17 protein-coding genes and 1 riboswitch are annotated in these 16,167 nt (G+C 69.3%); of the genes, 9 read left to right on the top strand and 8 right to left on the bottom strand.

The features are described from left to right. The first annotated feature begins 22 nt into the window (after positions 1–22). The gene (locus tag NE236_RS14115) at positions 23–412 is read left to right on the top strand and encodes an RNA-binding S4 domain-containing protein (RefSeq protein WP_252842399.1); all 390 of its coding nucleotides are present in this window, start codon (positions 23–25) and stop codon (positions 410–412) included. 313 nt (positions 413–725) lie between these two features. Here the strand turns inward: NE236_RS14115 and NE236_RS14120 are convergent, their stop codons facing one another. After that, entirely contained in the window at positions 726–2,117 is a 1,392-nt protein-coding gene (locus NE236_RS14120; protein WP_252842400.1) for an outer membrane protein assembly factor BamB family protein, read from the bottom strand. A gap of 394 nt (positions 2,118–2,511) precedes the next feature. Here NE236_RS14120 and NE236_RS14125 point away from each other — a divergent pair, with 394 nt between their 5' ends. The 5 genes from NE236_RS14125 (at position 2,512) to NE236_RS14145 (ending at position 8,392) form a co-directional block, all read left to right on the top strand. Next, positions 2,512–2,991: a CHAP domain-containing protein gene (locus NE236_RS14125; RefSeq protein ID WP_252842401.1), complete on the top strand. Its 480-nt coding sequence runs from the start codon at positions 2,512–2,514 to the stop codon at positions 2,989–2,991. Position 2,992: 1 nt separating this feature from the next. Continuing rightward, positions 2,993–3,982, top strand: a complete 990-nt coding sequence (locus NE236_RS14130) for a glycoside hydrolase family 25 protein (protein WP_252842402.1) — start codon at positions 2,993–2,995, stop codon at positions 3,980–3,982. A 490-nt stretch (positions 3,983–4,472) separates the two neighbouring features. Beyond that, a complete protein-coding gene (locus NE236_RS14135; RefSeq protein WP_252842403.1) occupies positions 4,473–5,219 on the top strand; it encodes a LacI family DNA-binding transcriptional regulator in 747 nt (248 codons plus the stop codon). Further along, the gene (locus tag NE236_RS14140; protein ID WP_372494343.1) at positions 5,138–5,566 is read left to right on the top strand and encodes a substrate-binding domain-containing protein; all 429 of its coding nucleotides are present in this window, start codon (positions 5,138–5,140) and stop codon (positions 5,564–5,566) included. The genes NE236_RS14135 and NE236_RS14140 overlap by 82 nt, the downstream gene beginning before the upstream one ends. 69 nt (positions 5,567–5,635) lie before the next feature. After that, positions 5,636–8,392: an RICIN domain-containing protein gene (locus NE236_RS14145; RefSeq protein WP_252842404.1), complete on the top strand. Its 2,757-nt coding sequence runs from the start codon at positions 5,636–5,638 to the stop codon at positions 8,390–8,392. A 99-nt stretch (positions 8,393–8,491) separates the two neighbouring features. Here NE236_RS14145 and NE236_RS14150 read toward each other — a convergent pair whose 3' ends face one another. Continuing rightward, positions 8,492–8,974 carry a CGNR zinc finger domain-containing protein gene (locus NE236_RS14150; protein ID WP_252842405.1) on the bottom strand — a complete coding sequence of 161 codons (483 nt, stop codon included), beginning with the start codon at positions 8,972–8,974 and terminating at the stop codon, positions 8,492–8,494. 16 nt (positions 8,975–8,990) lie between these two features. Here NE236_RS14150 and NE236_RS14155 point away from each other — a divergent pair, with 16 nt between their 5' ends. Next, entirely contained in the window at positions 8,991–9,479 is a 489-nt protein-coding gene (locus tag NE236_RS14155; RefSeq protein ID WP_252842406.1) for an alpha/beta fold hydrolase, read from the top strand. A 275-nt stretch (positions 9,480–9,754) separates the two neighbouring features. Here the strand turns inward: NE236_RS14155 and NE236_RS14160 are convergent, their stop codons facing one another. Next, positions 9,755–10,591: a ZIP family metal transporter gene (locus tag NE236_RS14160; protein ID WP_252842407.1), complete on the bottom strand. Its 837-nt coding sequence runs from the start codon at positions 10,589–10,591 to the stop codon at positions 9,755–9,757. A 212-nt stretch (positions 10,592–10,803) separates the two neighbouring features. Further along, complete coding sequence (locus tag NE236_RS14165; RefSeq protein ID WP_252842408.1) at positions 10,804–11,829, bottom strand: C40 family peptidase; 1,026 nt, start codon at positions 11,827–11,829, stop codon at positions 10,804–10,806. 5 nt (positions 11,830–11,834) lie between these two features. Further along, positions 11,835–11,970, bottom strand: a riboswitch (cyclic di-AMP (ydaO/yuaA leader). A 409-nt stretch (positions 11,971–12,379) separates the two neighbouring features. Between NE236_RS14165 and NE236_RS14170 the strand changes: the two genes are divergently transcribed. After that, positions 12,380–12,574, top strand: a complete 195-nt coding sequence (locus NE236_RS14170; RefSeq protein WP_252842409.1) for a hypothetical protein — start codon at positions 12,380–12,382, stop codon at positions 12,572–12,574. 50 nt (positions 12,575–12,624) lie between these two features. On the opposite strand, the gene NE236_RS14175 is transcribed toward NE236_RS14170, so the two are convergent. After that, complete coding sequence (locus tag NE236_RS14175) at positions 12,625–13,431, bottom strand: alpha/beta hydrolase (RefSeq protein ID WP_308209095.1); 807 nt, start codon at positions 13,429–13,431, stop codon at positions 12,625–12,627. Then, on the bottom strand, positions 13,428–13,817 hold the full coding sequence (locus tag NE236_RS14180; protein WP_252842411.1) for a DUF2218 domain-containing protein: 390 nt from the start codon (positions 13,815–13,817) through the stop codon (positions 13,428–13,430). The genes NE236_RS14175 and NE236_RS14180 overlap by 4 nt, the downstream gene beginning before the upstream one ends. 163 nt (positions 13,818–13,980) lie before the next feature. On the opposite strand from NE236_RS14180, the gene NE236_RS14185 reads away from it, so the two are divergent. Then, positions 13,981–14,559 (top strand): TetR/AcrR family transcriptional regulator, encoded by a 579-nt coding sequence (locus tag NE236_RS14185; RefSeq protein WP_252842412.1) that lies wholly within the window; start codon positions 13,981–13,983, stop codon positions 14,557–14,559. A gap of 160 nt (positions 14,560–14,719) precedes the next feature. Here NE236_RS14185 and NE236_RS44480 read toward each other — a convergent pair whose 3' ends face one another. Continuing rightward, positions 14,720–15,652: a M56 family metallopeptidase gene (locus tag NE236_RS44480; protein ID WP_252842413.1), complete on the bottom strand. Its 933-nt coding sequence runs from the start codon at positions 15,650–15,652 to the stop codon at positions 14,720–14,722. Continuing rightward, the gene (locus tag NE236_RS14195) at positions 15,649–16,029 is read right to left on the bottom strand and encodes a BlaI/MecI/CopY family transcriptional regulator (protein WP_252842414.1); all 381 of its coding nucleotides are present in this window, start codon (positions 16,027–16,029) and stop codon (positions 15,649–15,651) included. The genes NE236_RS44480 and NE236_RS14195 overlap by 4 nt, the downstream gene beginning before the upstream one ends. Positions 16,030–16,167: the final 138 nt, after the last annotated feature.

Genomic DNA, 16,167 nt, shown 5'->3' on the forward strand with positions numbered 1-16,167 from the left:
GTCGGGGGCTAAGGTCGGTGCTATGGCGGCGGATCAGGAGACCGTACGGGTCGATGTGTGGATCTGGTCGGTGCGGCTGGTGAAGACCCGCTCGCTGGCCACGGCCGCCTGCCGGGCCGGTCACGTCCGGGTCAACGACGAACGCGTCAAGCCCGCCACCGCCGTACGGCCCGGGGACCAGGTGCGGCTGCGCCTGGCCGGGCGAGAGCGGATCGTCGTGGTGCGGCGCGCCGTCCGCAAACGGGTCGGGGCGCCCGTCGCCGTCGAGTGCTACACCGACCACAGCCCGCCGCCGCCCCCGCGCGGGGCCCTGCTCCCGATCGCGCGGCGCGAGCGCGGCGCCGGGCGGCCCACCAAGCGGGATCGCCGGGAGCTCGAACGCCTTCTGGGCCGCCGGACCGGCCGGGGCTGAGCGCGCCGCACCGCGGAGGGCTCGTCCGCGCGCCGCACGGTGGTGCGTACGGGGGGGCCGTGCCGGTCTGCGGAAGAGCGGTGCGCGCCGGGCGCACGGCACGAGTGCCACCCGGCGCGCGGACCCTGCGCCGGACCACACAGTGCGTGAGTGCCGTGCCGGTTTGTGGGAGATCGGTGTGCGCGCCGGACCACACAGTGCGTGAGTGCCGTGCCGGTTTGTGGGAGATCGGTGTGCGCGCCGGACAGCGGGCGTGAACGCCGTACGGCCGGTGCGGCCGGTGCGGCCGGTCACGCGCTCGGCCGACTCCCCGTCAGCGGACGCTGACGGCGGTGACGCCGTGCGTCGTGGGGACGAGGACGAGCGACCCGGCGAGGGTCGGTGAGGCGAACCGGGTCACCGACCCGACGCGGCGGGACCCGAGCGAACGCCCGTCGGACTGCGACAGGGCGTGCAGGACGCCGGCTTCGGAGTCGAGGGTCCAGACCGCGCCGCCCCCGACGACCGGTGATCCCTTGACGTTGGCCGGCGCGGTCCAGACGCGGCGCAGCTCGCCGCCACCGGTGACGTCCACGCGCTGCAGCCCGTTCTCGCAGGGCAGGAAGACCGAGGAGCCGTTTCTGGCCATGCCGCCGAAGGAGACGCAGCCGGGCAGGGAGGCGCGCTGGCCGCCGATGCCACCGAGGTCACGCGCGTCGAGCAGGTACACGTCGCCCGTCTTCCCGGCGATGAGCACCCGCCCGCCGGGCAGCAGCAGCGGACCGGTCGAGCCGAGGTCCTGGTCCTCGCTGTTCTCCTGACCCCAGCTCTTGGGCGCGAAGTACGAGACGCGGCGTGTCAGGTCGGGGGACAGCCGCAGCACCGAGTCGCTGCCGTCGTACGCTCCGCCCGTGCTCGCGCCGTTGCCGACGGCGACGTAGACGTCGCCGGACGCGTCGACGGCCGGGCCGGAGGGCGCCCAGATGCCTCCCATCCGGCGGGTCGGGACGGCGTAGGAGGCGACGGCGCCGGCGCCGTCGGTGCGGGAGGCGGCGACGTAGCCGACGTAGTTCCCGCAGTCGCCGTCGAGCCCGCCGAACGGGACGTACACCCTGCCGCCGGCGACCGCCAGGGCTCCACGCTGCTGCTCCGCCGTGCGGTCCCGGCCGGCCGCCACGTCGAGGCCGCGGGTGAACCGGACCCGTCCGTCCGTGGCGTTCAGCCCGACGAGGGTGTGGTGCGCCCCGGTGGTCTCCATGGCCACGAACACCGTGCGCGTGGCCGCGTCGTACGCCGGCGTCCCCGTGATCCCGAGCGGGTCGATGTTCCCGCAGGGCAGCTCCGAACGGGGCACGGGCGTGCCGAGGTTTCGCTTCCAGACCTGACGGCCGGTCGCCGGGTCGAGCGCGTAGACGGTGTCGTTCTCCGTGCCGACATACGCCGTACCGGCCACGACGATCGGCTGCCCGTACACCGCGCCGTCCAGCCTCGCCGTCCAGGCGTCCCCGAGCGTGCGGGGAGCGGGGAAGCCGGCGGCGAACCCCGACCGGTCATTGGCGCCGTGGTACGTCGGCCAGGACGCGGTCGCCCGTACGGGTGCCGACGCGCTCGCCACGGATCCGTCCGGGGTCGGCGAACCGGCGTCGGGCTTCGACCCGCCACCGGAACCGCACGCCGTGGCGGCGGTGAGGACGATGAGTGCGGCGCCGTACGCGACCCTGCCCATGGGCCCATTGTCACCACAGTCCGGCGACGGCGACACGGTGATCCGCCGACTCCATCGATTCGATCAGGGAGGCGCGGGGGCGGCCTGGCCACGGCATCGACCGGGGGGCGATTGCAGGCATGGCCGGATCGTGGGGTCGGGGAACGGCCGCGTCGTGGGGGCGGGGAACGGCCGGATCGGCGACGGGGCAAGGGCCGGCCGTGGCCCGGTCCTCCGTGCGGCGTGGTGAGGGGCCGGGGGGAGCGGTCCAGGAGATGCAGCCGTGGCGTCATCACCTTCTTGCCCGTCCATTAAGCGCAGCGTGGCGACCCCGATACTGACGGCATTGTTTGCGGACTGTCATCATCTGTTCAACGGGGGGTGAGCAATGCCTGGAAGTGAAGCATTCTTGGCGATGGCCAAGACACAGATCGGTCCGCGAAGACGGGCCGACGGCAGCACGAAGTACGGCGACTGGTTCGCCGAGCTCATCGGGGACCCGGCCTACCGCAGCGGTGACTTCTGCGCGATGGGCCTGCTGTGGTGCGCCTGGAGGACCGACCAGGTCCTGGCCCTGGGCGGCGTACACCGAGAGTGGGCGTGGGTGCCGTCGTGGTGGCGGCACTGGCAGGACGCCGGCCGGTCGACGCAACGGCCCGCTCGCGGCCGGATCGCCTTCTTCGATTTCAATTCGACCGGCGATCCCGAACACGTCGGAGCCGTTCTGCAGGACAACGGGAACGGCTCGATCATCACCATCGAGTTCAACACCCTGAACGGCTGGTGCGCCATTCGGGGCCGTCGGCTGGCGGACGTCCTCGGCTTCGGCGACCCGGAGTGGCAAGGCCGACGGGTGACGGTCGTGGCGGGCGGCGACTCCTGCTGGAGGGGCTGACATGCTCCGCGGCGCCGACATCTCGGCATGGCAGGGCACGCCAGACCTGGGGTCGCTGGCGAAGCGGTACGGCTGGTCTTTCGTCTTCATCAAGGCCACCGAGGGCGCCGCGTTCAGTGACTCCAGGTTCGCCGCCGACTGGGCTCATGCGAAGGCCGCCGGGCTCGTCCGCGGCGCCTACCATTTCGCGCGCCCCGAACAGTCGCCTGCCTCCGTCCAGGCCGATCGGCTGGTCGGCGCCGCGAGGCCCGGAGCCGGTGACCTGCTGTGCCTGGATCTCGAGCGTTCCGCGCTGGGGCAGGCGGAGACGAACGCCTGGGCCAAGGCGTTCGCCGCCCGGCTGCGGCAGCGGGCTCCCGGGGTCACGACGGTGCTGTATCTCGGCGGTTCCTACGCCGGGAACGCCACCGGCCGAGGGCTCGCCGACCATTTCGACCTGTGGTGGTACCCGCAGTACCCCGGCTCCGGGACGACCACGAACTGGCCGCGCTCATTCAGCCCCTGGCTGCCCGCCGGGCTGACGGTGGGCTGGAAGCGGCCGCACATCTGGCAGTGGACCGACGCGTTCGCCGGGGAGTTCGACGCGAACGTCAGCCGGCTCACGATCGAGGAGCTCGCCGGAGTGGGCGGGCGACAGGAGGGGGACATGCCGTACGGAGGACAACTGCCGGCCGGTAAGGGCGGCGAGCTGGAGATCTCCTTCCCCAGGGGATTCCCAAGGGCCATCGGGCTGGTCTACGACAACAGCCTGTCGATCCCCGAGCTGGGGGTCGCACCGCAGCCGACCGGCGAGGTGCGCATCGCGGTGCATCGCAAGGACGGCACGCACCAGCTCATCGAGGCGAAGGTCGGGATGGGGACCGTCGACGCCCACCAACCGGACAAGACGTTCAAGACGGTCGAGTACTTCGACCATCCGGAGGACGTCGACTACGTCGTGCTGATCCGGCGCGATGAGGGCACACGACCCATCGGCTGGGACATGAGCTGACCGATCCGGTGGGCGCCCCCCGGTCGTTTCTGGGGGGCGCCCGCGTCGGCAGGTGCGACCGCTCGTCTCGGGCGCACGTGCCGCCGACCGGCGGCCGGCTCACTCGGCCAAGTCCGCGTACGCGGATCCGATCGAGCCTGTCCGACGCCGGCGGTTCCGTCCAGGGGGGTGCGACGGGGCCGGCCGCTGTCGTACGGGGCGGGCCTGTAGGGGGTCGACGGCGCTGTCCAGCCGGTGCCCGGCCCGTGAGCGGCCGGGTAATCGCCCACGGGCCGGGCACACGTTCTCACTGGCCGAGAGCCGCGGGTGCCGACCTTCGGCCGCTGGCCGGATCGCCGCCGAACAGCGCGCCTCTCAGCGCCTTCGATCCCTGGTCTTTTCCGCCTCCTCCAGGCGTACCGAAAAAAACCTAAAACGTTTTCGGTAACGTAAGCTCGTTTCCTGAGCGATGTCAACGCCGAGATTCTGGGACGTACCGAAATGGGTTCACGTGGATTCTGAGCGGCAACGCCCGGTCACGATCAGCGATGTCGCGGCGCACGCGGGAGTGTCGATCGCCACGGTGTCCAAGGCGCTCAACAACCGCGCGCAGGTGCGGGCGGAGACCCGCCAGCGGGTGCTCGAGGCCGCCTCAGAGCTCGGCTTCCAGCCGAACGCGCTGGCCCGTGGCCTGCTGACCGGCCAGACCCGCACCGTCGGCCTGCTCACCAGCGACAGCGTCGGACGGTTCGGGATCCCGGTGCTGCTCGGCGCCGAAGAGGCATTCGGGGCCGGGGAGATGGCCGTGCTGCTGTGCGACGCGCGCGGTGACGCGATCCGCGAGCAGCACCACCTGCGGACACTGCTCGGCCGCCGCGTCGACGGCCTCATCGTCGTGGGCCAGAGCACCGACCCGCGTCCCTCGCTCAGCCACGACCTGCCCGTTCCCGTCGTCTACGCGTACGCCCCGTCGGAGGACCCGCAGGACGTCTCATTCGTGCCCGACGACGTCCAGGGCGCACGGACCGCCGTGGAGCACCTGCTGACGCTGGGCCGCCGCCGCATCGCCCACATCACCGGGCCGACGCACTACGCGGCCGCGCGGGATCGTGCCACGGGCGTACGGGCGTACGGGCGGCCCTGGCCGACGCCGATCTGGCCCTGTCCGGCGAGCCGCTGTACGGCGCCTGGTCCCAGCGCTGGGGCCGCCAGGCCGCCGAGATCGTGCTGCGCGCCGACCCGCGGGTCGACGGGGTGATGTGCGGCAGCGACCAGATCGCCGCGGGCTTTATCGAGGCGGCCCGCGAGCGGGGCCTGCGCATCCCGGACGACGTCGCCGTCGTCGGTTACGACAACTGGGAGGTGCTGTCCACCGAGACCCGCCCCCCGCTCACCACCATCGACATGAACCTCGAGAGTCTGGGCCGGACGGCCGCCCAGCACCTGTTCGCGGCCATCGACGGGCGCGCCACGCCGGGCGTGCGCCGCATGCCCTGCCGGCTGATCATCCGCGACTCGACCGCTCCTGCCGTGGTCCATGAAAGACCCTTGCCAGCTTCTGGACGATCATCAACAATTGGGGCACCTCCGCCGGTGGCCGGGTAGGCGCACTTCTTACGGACGGCGCTTCCACTGTCGTGAGTCCTTGCCACGCCTACCCGTAATGGGGGTTCTGTGCGGCGCTCACGAGTCCTGTTCCTGCTGTCCGCGGCCCTGCTCCTCACGACCGTGCTGTCCATTCTCAGTACGGCCGAGGCCGCGGTGTCCTTCTCCTCGACCGTCGTGAATCAGAACGGCGGCAACTGCATGGACGTGCCATGGGGTTCGTCCGATGACATTCAGCTCATTCAGTGGTCCTGTAATAACGGGACCAATCAGAGTTTCACCTTCTCCCCGGTCTCGGGCACCACCGACCAGTACACGATCGGCACCGTGGCGACGGGCAAGTGCGCAGGTGTCTCGGGTGCCTCGACCGCCGACAACGCCACCGTCGGCCAGTCGGCCTGCAGCGGGCAGAACAGTCAGAAGTTCCAGCTGGTGCCGGTCTCGGCGAGTAACAAGACCTTCAACCTCAAAGCCGTTCACTCCGGCAAGTGCGTCGTGCCATCGGGTGACTCCTCGGCCTCCAACACCGGCCTGGTCCAGCTGCCCTGCAGCACGGCGAGCTCCCGGACCTGGCAGGTGCCGAACTACGCCGCCCAGGGCGGCGGCGGAACCGGCAGTTATGAGGGCTTCCCGGCCCTGCCCGCCTACAACGTCTGCGGGAACTCCAGCCTCGGGCGGTCGTACGGGACGAACTTCCCCACCCCCAACGACCCGTACTCCCAGGGCTACTACAACACCAGCGCGCTCGGCTGGGACGGCAACTACTGGCCGGTGACGACCTTCCTGTCCGGGTCGTACTTCGCGCGCGGGGTCAACAGTGTCTACAACTCGCAGTACTGCGGCGGCATGTACTCCTTCAGCGCCTACAACTACGGCGGCACCCACGCGGCGCAGTCGGTCCAGTGGACCATGGACAACGGCTACCTGCCCGCCCTGAAGACGCAGTTCACCAGCGGCTCGGTCACCATCGCCATCAAGAACTTCGCGAACAAGGTGACGTTGAACGGCAGCACCTTCATGCTGATCTACACCCGGGTCTCGGTGACCAACAAGGGCTCAGGCTCGGTGACCGTGCCGCCCGGCGGGTCCGGGCCCAACCTTGTGCGCCTGACCAGTTCGTCGCTCGACACCGTCGCCGCGGGTGCGACCAGCAACCATGACTTCGTGGCCGCGGTCGACAACTTCGGCAGCGGGGCGGCCTTCCCCAGCACCAGCACGCTGGCCTCCAGCGCGCCGGACTACGACACCGCCTACAGCCAGATGGCGTCGTACTGGAACGGCCGGCTGGGCGAGCTCAACACCTTCGCGCTGCCCAACATCACCCTGCCGGGCACCGGAAACCTGGCCAACCCGGGTACCGCGATGACCAACGCGTACAAGGCGGCCACGGCCTACAACCTGATCATGCAGGTGGGCAAGGCGCAGTTCTCGGCCGCCAACAACTACGCGTACATCCTCAACCACGACGTGCCCGGCGAGCTGATCGCCAAGCTGTCGACGGGCGACTTCCACGACGCGCAGAACCTCCTGCTCACCGCCCGGATCTCCGAGAAGGAGGGCTGGGACGAGAAGGGCGCGAACTGGTACTGGGACGGGGTCTGGAAGACGCCGCAGATCTGGGCGATCTACCTGGCGAAGACGGGCGACACCTCCTTCGTCAACAGCTACTTCCATGACGACTCCGGCGGCTCCAGCGCGTGGGGCCCCAGCCTCTACACGATGATGCACACCAACTACCAGGGCCAGCTCGACAGCGACGGCACGCTGCAGAGCAACTTCGACAACGACTCGACCGGCAAATGGCTGTTCAGCAACTACTCCGCGCTGATCGGCCTCGCGTCCTACAAGTACATCGCCACCAGGCTCGGCCTGACCTCGGAGGCGACGTACGCGGACACCGCCTACACCAACCTGCTGAACGCGCTGAACAAGGTCGTGGGCAACAACCAGTCGGCCAACGGGTTCAACTACCTGCCGTGCGAGGTCGACAAGCCCAACAGCGCCAACCGCTGTAACACGTTCAACGACGCCAACTGGGCGTCGCCGGCCTGGGCCGGGCAGAACCAGTTCGACACCATGCTGATGGGCGGCGCGCTCAACGGGATCGTCGGCGACGCCGGCCAGATCGACCGCATGTACCAGTGGGGCTTCGCCCGGCTGTCCGCGCAGGGCTATCCCTATCCGACCTTCGGCGCCTTCAACGGCTACTCCACCGGATACAACACCTTCTACGCATCCGACGGCCTCTACAGCAACAACTACCGCGACCTGCCGATCACCAGCTACGCCTGGCAGCTCGCCACCACGACCGGCGGCCCCAACGCCTGGTGGGAGGCCAACGGCAGCGGCCCGAGCTCGTCGAATCCGTGGGCCGGTAACCACGCGGGTCCGCAGTTCGGCGCCTGCCCGTACGCGTGGCCGCTCGCCGGCCAGCAACTGGGGCTCCTCAACTCCATCGTCGCCGAGGGCCTGGCGGCCAGTGGCTCAGGCCCGTACACCTACAGCCGGCCCCTCTACATCGGACGCGGCATCCCGAACTCCTGGCTCGCCGCGGGCCAGACCATCTCGGTGAGCAACCTGACCTCGTCGTACAACGTCAGCAGCGGTGCGCGCAGCACGTACGGGGTCTCGATCGCGGTCACGAATCCGGGAGCCCGGGTGATCACCGTGAACATCACCGGCACCCCGCCCGGCGGCACCGCCTACATCTCGCTGCCGGTCTTCTCCAGTTCCACGGTGACCTCGGTGACCGGCGGTAGCTACAACTCCGGCACCCACACGGTGACGGCCACCGGAAACACGATCACCATCAACCTCAACAACTGACGGCGGCGACCGTGCCGGGCGGCGACGCCGCCCGGCACGGTCCACGGGCGATCGAACCTCATGACGTCACGTCCCCGGTCAGCCGCGCCGCGTCGGTCGTCACGGTCGTGTGGTGACCGGTCGGGAGTGGTCCTCTCTCTTGCGAGCGCGGTAGGCGGCGGCGTTCACCCGGTGGCGGCACTTGGTGGAGCACCAGTCTCGGCGTGCCCCCCGCGAACGATCGATGTAGACCTGTGTGCACTCTGGTCTGCCGCACTCCTTGAGCAACTGTGCGTCCGGCCCGCTGAGGATGTCGATGGCGGCCCGTGCGACGGACGACATCGCCTGTTCCGGGGTGGCGTCGATCCGACGCCCTACGGCGGTGAGCTGCGGGATCGTGCAGGGTGTCCGCGCCGTCTCGTTCACGAGGGAGAGCGAACTCTCGTCATAACCCTCGTTCGCGAGCCTTGTCGCGATGAGCGAGTGGATCGCCTCCCGGAGCGCCACGGCTTTCGGGACATCGGACGGCCGGGAGCCCGTGTCCCCGTCGACCATCCCGGACTCGCGAAACCACGAGTCCAGGCTGCTCGCCGACGTCAGCATCTCCCGTGGCGCGACGTTGCGCCGGGCGCGCAGCGTTCCGAAGGCCGAGTTGGCGTGGTGGTACCAGTACTACTTCGCCACGGAGAGGGGTCGGCTCGGCCTCGAGCAGAACCGCCACGATTTCACGAAGCTGATCTGGAAGAACGTCTCTCCGACGTGGGAGTTCGACGATGCCACGTTCGATCGCACCGCGGCGGCCTTCGACAACCCCGACTACGTGAGCATCGTGATTCACAACTACCGCTGGCGCCTGGGCCTGGCCGACGGCGACCCGCGATACGACCGTCTCGAGAAGCGACTCGCGGCAGGTCCCGTCATCGCCGTACCGACGATCACCCTTGACGGTGAGCTGGATCCCTTCACACCTGCCGGAGACGGTGCGGCTTATCGCAGCAAGTTCTCCGGCGAATACGCGCACCGGACGCTGAAGGGCATCGGCCACAACGTTCCCCAGGAAGCGCCCGAAGCCTTCGCCGACGCCGTCGTCGAAGTCGACGGTTTCTGAACGGCGCCGGCAAAAGACGACCACCACGCCCGACGGGCGGCTCTCCAACGGAGGATCCCCATGCATATTCCCAGAGCGCTGATGGCTGCGTCGGTGGCCCTGATCACGGTCGCCGTCACTCTCGGCTGCTTCGCCGACCTCTTCTGACCGCGCCCCCGAACGCCCGTTCCGCCAGGCGGAACGGACGGTCGCGTACGGCCCTGACTTCCCCAGGAGCGTCCGAAGGCCCTGGACAAGGTGGGATCGCCGCAGCGGCCGGGGAACCCGGCGGCAGGTCAGGCGCCTGCGGCCGTCACGATGGCGTCGGTGGCGAAACCGGCCAGCACGCCGAGCAGGATGCCCCAGGTGGTCAGCGTCTTCAGCGCCTGTTTGCGGGCCACCGCCAGGAGTTCGATGACGACGTAAAGGATGGATCCGGCGGCCAGGGTGAGGAATCCGATGGAGACCGTGTCGTTGACGACGTGCTGGCCGACAAGAGTCCCCAGGAAGGTGGGGCCGCCACCGATGAGGCCGAGCAGGGCGAGGTAGCCCCATGAGGGGAGGCGGCCCGCGGCGGCCATGGGCGCGACGATCCCGAATCCCTCGGTGGCGTTGTGCAGGCCGAATCCGATGATGAGCAGGACGGCGAGTTGTAGCTCGCCGTGGGCGGCGGAGTTGCCGATCGCCAGGCCTTCGGCGAAGTTGTGCAGCCCGATACCGATCGCGATCATCATGGGCAGGTCGCCGAGACGCGACAGGCCGGTGGGCCGAACCCGCAGTTCCGTCGCCGACGCGGCACCGGGCCCGGACGGCCTGGAAGCCGCCGGTGCGGTGCGGCGAGCGACCATGCGGTCGAAATGGACCAGGCCGACCAGCCCGACGCCGAAGCACAGCGCGAACACGGCCCCGTTGCCGGTCGCCGCGCCGTAGTGGTGATGGCCGAGCGCGGTGTCGATCGGCTCCCAGGCGTGAGTGAGCACGTCCCACAGCAGGAAGATCAGGATGCCGGTGGCGGCCGCGTTCAGCAGGGCTCTGACCTTGGGCAGGGGTGAACGCAGCCGACCGATCGGCAGGCCCAGATAGATGGTGAAGCCGGCTATCGCTCCGAGCAGCGCGACCTGTGCGGAACCCATGAGGACACTCCGAGAGTCGGGAGGATGGACGCCTCTCGCCGCACTTTCGTGCGTGCTGGAAAGGTGAGCCTAACCTTACTACTACTCGAATCGTAGCAACCGATCGGCACCCCGCTCTCCTGGCGCGGCAGTGCGCTGTAGCGGCAGCTCATCCTTCGGGGCTGGTCCGCCGACGCGGTCCAACGGCTCGCGGCACCGACGTGTCAGGTCCGCTACGGGCGGCTGGCGCCGTTGTAGTGGGAGACCCAGTACGGGTTGGACATGCTGTCCAGCCGGATGACCTCCCCCGTTCGCGGTGCGTGGATGAACTTGCCGCCGCCGACGTATATGCCCTCGTGGCCCATGTCGTCGAAGTAGACGAGGTCGCCGGCCTGTAGGTCGGACTTGGAGACGTGGCGGGTGGCGTTGTACTGGTCGGGGACGACGCGAGGGAGGTTCACGCCCGCGGCGCGCCAGGACATCATCGTCAGCCCGGAACAGTCATAGCCCTTCGGGCCGGTGCCGCCCCAGATGTAGGGCTTGCCGAGCTGGGCGTAGGCGTACTGCACGGCCATACGCGCGGGCCCGGATGCGGGTCCGTTGTAGGTGCCTCCGCCGCCCGAGCCGCCGGCCTTGGTGGGCTCGCCCGCCTGGCGCAACAGGCCCTTCTGCTTGGCGATGGCCTTCTCGACCGTGGCCTTGCGCTTTTTCAGCGCGGCCGCCTTCTGCGAGACGGTCTGGTAAGCGGATTGGGCCTCGGCCTGTTCGCGGCGCAGGCGCTGAGTGGAGGCCAGGAACGCTGCGAGCTCCTGGCCGCGGTTGTTCGACAGCTGGGTGAAGGTCGACATCTGACTCAGCGCCGCGTCCGGATTCTTGGAAGCGAGCAGCGTGGCGGTCCTCGAGTCCAGGCTGCCGTTCTTGTACGCGTCGGCGGCGATCTGCGCGGCTCGCGCGCGCAGTCCCTCGTAGACGTGCCTCTCGCCCTTCGTCTGGCTGCCCAGCACCGTGAGCTTCTTCTTCGCGGCGTCCAGTTCGGTCTTGGCCTTGTTGTACTGATCAACGATTTTGTCGACCTGGCCGTTGAGCTTCTCCAACTGCTTCTTCGCGGCTGCGGCCGACGGCTTGGGGCCGGCCTCGGCCGGGGCCGCCGTGAGCGTTACGGCGGCCGTGACCGAGAGCGCCGCGTACAACCGGAGCGATCGGCGCAGCCGGGAGCGATCCGCGGCGTGCTCGTTCGTGACGGGGTGGAAGAACGCCACCTGAGAACTCCTCTCCTTGGCCGCCTACCGGGTCAGCTGTCGGGCTCGGGCCGGAGTAGCCCTACCGGGTGCTCGTGCGCTCCGGATTCGCCCCGGGAGTCGGGTCCCCGGTTCCCCTGAGGGATTCGGCGGTCGGCCGTGCCTCGTGTGAAGCAGGGGGCAGCCGATCTCTGACGGAGTGTAGGAGATCTTTTCGGTCTTCTGCTACCTGATGGAGCGATTACGTGGAGCTCGGTCGATCGCCGAAACGGCGGGGATGCGGGGGGCGTCGGTAGAGGCGCATGTCGGGGATGGTGGGCCTGGTGGCGGCCGGGCGCGCCCCTGATCCGGCATCGCCGGACCCGGGGAACCCAGCGAAGAGCCACGCTAGGATCCTCCTATGGCTTGTAGGAGATCGGTCCTGGCGAGGGGGAGTGTCACGCAGCCGTACGTGGCGGTGCTCGTGATCGCGGCTCCGGGAGCCACCGAGGCCAGGTCGGCGGTGGAGAGGCGACTACGTCACCGCGGGTGGCCTCGGACCTCGTCGCCGGCGAATGCCGGATTGCTCATCGTGTGCGGCGAACCGGGTCAGACGCTGAGCCGTACGGTGCAGGCGATCTGGGACGACATGCCGGGGCCTCGCACCATGACATGGCTCCGGGAAGCCGCATCGGCCGCCGAGATCGATGCGACGCTGGACCGGGCGGCGCAGCGGCTGGCCGACATTCAGGAGCAGTGGCCGGACGCTCTCGTCCGGAACGGCTGAACTCTCTTAACCCAAGGGTGGATTCCAGGCGAAGGCGGTCCCCGTCGCCCTCAGCGGTCCGCGAGAGCATGCACGAGCTCGCTGGCGAAGCCGAGGGGTTCGGTCATGGCGCCGACGTGACCGCCGGGCAGCTCGACCACCTGCCGGCCGAGTCGCTCGCCCAGTTCTACGGTCGCTTCACGGCAGGGGCGGCCACGCGATTCCCGCCCGACCGCCATGACGATCCGCTCGGCGTGTGCGGCGAGCAGGTCCAGATCGAGGTCCGTCGCGGGGTATTGGCGCAGCTCATGCTCGAACCAGTAGGTGGCGTTGGCGAGTGCACGCTGGTTTTTGAGGTCGATCGCGCGGGCCATGGCGAGCCGGTCCGACACGGCGAGGGTCTCCTCGCGGAATTGCTTGAGCGCCGCCTCCGCCCCGGATCGATGGTAGAGGTCGTAGGTCCCGAAGAAGAAGTCCACCCATTTCTGCCCATTGGGCAGCAGCCGGACCGCAGGGGGCTCGAAGGGCACGAGTACGCGGACCATGTCCGGATGGTGTGTCAGGAGTTCCAGCGTGACGATCGCGCCGGAGCTGGCGCCGAAGACGACGGCTGGTTCGTCGCTGAGGTGCTCGACCAGGCGCCGGAGGTCGTCGGCGTCGGTCGCGAGGCGGCGATCGTAGTCCTGTGGCCCCTCCAGATCGCTGCGCGAAAAGCCGCGCCGATCGTAGAGAGCGACGGTGTAGCGGGCCGCGAGATGCTCCGCCACCCGGCGGAAACTCTCGGCCGTCCCGCTGGCGCCAGGGGACATGACCATGAGGGGCCCGCTGCCGTGGGTCTCGTAGTAGATACGGGCTGCGGGGACGCGGAGAGTACTCATTGCCCGTCCTCTTCCGTGGGCGCGGGGTCGGAGGCTTCGGGCTGACGCCACGTCACGGTCAGGGCATCGCGGTGGCTGAACCTCTCCAGATCCCGGTCGATGACGTCTCGAATCTGGCGCAGACCGTCCTCGCTGGGTGCCTCGATGCGCAGGGTGAGAGTCTTCATCTCGGCCGCGAGCGTGCACTGGCCCCAGGGAGTAAAGGTGACAGTGCCGCGGGTGTCAGACCATCGGGCATCGACCTGCACCTGGCGACGGGTCGTCGGGCCGTGCAGGTGCATGCGAGGCGTGTGTCTCCCGCTGCCCACGGCGGCGGCGTGCTTACAGAACTGGATCAGATAGCGGCTCGCCCGCTCGGTCTCGATCTGGGCTTCCAGGATCAGCATCGCATTCCTTCCAACTGCCGTGGCGACGAAAACAGCGCCCCGGGGTGACCTGCAGGGGCTGGCGGCTGAGATAGGGACGTCGGTCGGCACCGAGTTTTATCAATACAAGTTGTCTCTGTCAACGACAGACTGTTTTGCTATGGACGACATGTATGATCCAGGCATGCCGAAGTTGTGGACTGAGACGATCGACGCGCACCGGGCCGCGGTACGGGATGCGGCGTTGGACGCCACAGCACGGCTGGTGGCAGAACATGGGCTGGCTTCGCTGACGATGTCGCAGATTGCCGAGCGGGCGGGAATCGGACGTGCGACGCTGTACAAGTACTTCCCGGACGCCAACGCCGTCCTCGCCGCCTGGCACGAGCGCCAGATCACCACGCATCTCAGCCAACTCGCCGCCGTCGCCGATACCGCCGACCCGGCCGTCGTGCGCCTGAAATCCGTCCTTCAGGCCTACGCCCAGATCCAGCACCGCTCGGCCGGACACCACAGCAGCGAACTGGCTACGCTGCTCCACCGCGGTGAGCACGTCGATCATGCACAGGAACGACTACGTGGTTTCGTCGAAGACCTGATCGATGAGGCCGCACAGGCGGGCGACCTGCGCGACGACGTGGACGCAGGCGAACTCGCCGTTTTCTGCCTGCACTCCCTCACCGCGGCCGGCGCCGTGCCCGGCCAGGACGCCGTCCATCGCCTCATCGCCGTCACGCTGTCCGGACTGCGCCCAGCACGTTAAACGCCCCGACCCGATCCGTGCGGTGCCCCACGGCGGGCGTTTCGCGGCCTGAACGTGTGCCCCTTCGCTGATCGTAGCCAGGACGTCCCGAAAACGCTCGAATCCGAGGAACTCGCGCCACCGCTTGCGCTTGCGGCAGCACTTCCCGGTAGCCAGGTCGTCAGCAGAAGAACGGCATCTCGGCGAGCCAGCCTGCCGAGATCAGGGCCGGGAGAGCGACCGAGGTCACCGCCATGACCAACGTCAGGCGCCGGAGGCGACCATTGTCGGCGATGGCGGTCGGCGTTTCGAGCCGGGCGAGCCGACGATCGATCTCTGACCTGCGGGCACTGTGGGCGGCCAGCCCACCGAGCGGGCTCGGGGCGATCGCCAGTTTCCGGAGCGCGACGGCGACCGTGCCCCGGCCGCACCGCCGCGCCGCGACGTCGTCGGCGGCCATCTCCAGCAGGATGGGCAGGCAACGGCGTCCTTCACGAAAGGTCGGCAGCCAGAACAGCGCGGCCGCCAGCGCGTCGACGGTCGTGAGGAACAGGTGGTGGCGGTAGCGCAAATGTGCCCGTTCGTGAGCCAGGACCGCCTGAAGCTGAACGTCGTCCAGTTGGTCGAGGGCCCCGCTGCTCACCACGATCGGGCGCTTGCGCGACGGCACGCAGTAGGCGACCGGCAGCGGGTGATCGAGAACGCAGACATCGTCGATGTCGCCGGGAAGGCGTACGACGAACTGCAGCGCCTCCTGATGGCGGCGGCGCTGGGCCACGGTGCGGCGGTATCGGGTCACGGCCACATACGTCGCGGCGATCGCGCTGAGCAGGAGGGCCCCGTTGAAGGCGTACGCCGCGGGGGCACCGGATCCGTCGTGATGGTGCCAGCAGTTGGCCGCCCACTCTGCGGCCCGGTGCGCCAGACCATGCCGGCCGGTCGAAACCAGCGCGACCACTCCGACAAGGCCGGCAAGCGTGCCCGCCAGGGCTCCCAGCCACGCGAGTGCGGCGACCCGGGGAATCCGCTGACACCAGGCGCTCCGGCTCAGCAGCGGCCCGGCACCGACGCCGAGAGCGAGGGTGATCGCACCGAGTTCGGCGAGCGGGCTCACGACCGCGATTCCGTCGGCGCCGAACGCTGCGCGAGCTCCATCAGGAGCCGGTGCGCGTCCTGCGGATCGATGGTCTCGGCGAACCGGGCCAGGACCGGTCCGCGGTCGGTGGTCTCGGCCAGCGCCTCGGCCATCACCTGCGCGACGTGATCCTCACGGCTGCGCGTCGGAGCGTACCGCCAGGCGTTCCGGTCGGCCGTACGAGACAGGAAGCCCTTCTGGACGAGCCGGTCGGCGACGGTCTGCACGGTCGTGTACGCCGATCGTTTGGCCGATCCGGCGTTCACCTTCTCCATGAGCTCGCGGATCAGCAATGGCTTCTGGGCGTCCCACAGCGCCTCCATGATCGCTCGCTCGAGCGGCCCCGCGATCGCCACCTGTCCGTCTCCCTCCCCGACCCGCACCATTGTGACCTATCGATCACCCGGGCCTCCTCCACATTAGGAGGCCTTCGCGTCACACGGACGCTGCGGTAGGCGTGGTCGCCCGCCTCTGCGGCGATGCGCCTCGTCCTC

The sequence above is a fragment of the Actinoallomurus purpureus genome (assembly GCF_024055795.1).
Classification (GTDB): Bacteria; Actinomycetota; Actinomycetes; order Streptosporangiales; family Streptosporangiaceae; genus Actinoallomurus; species Actinoallomurus purpureus.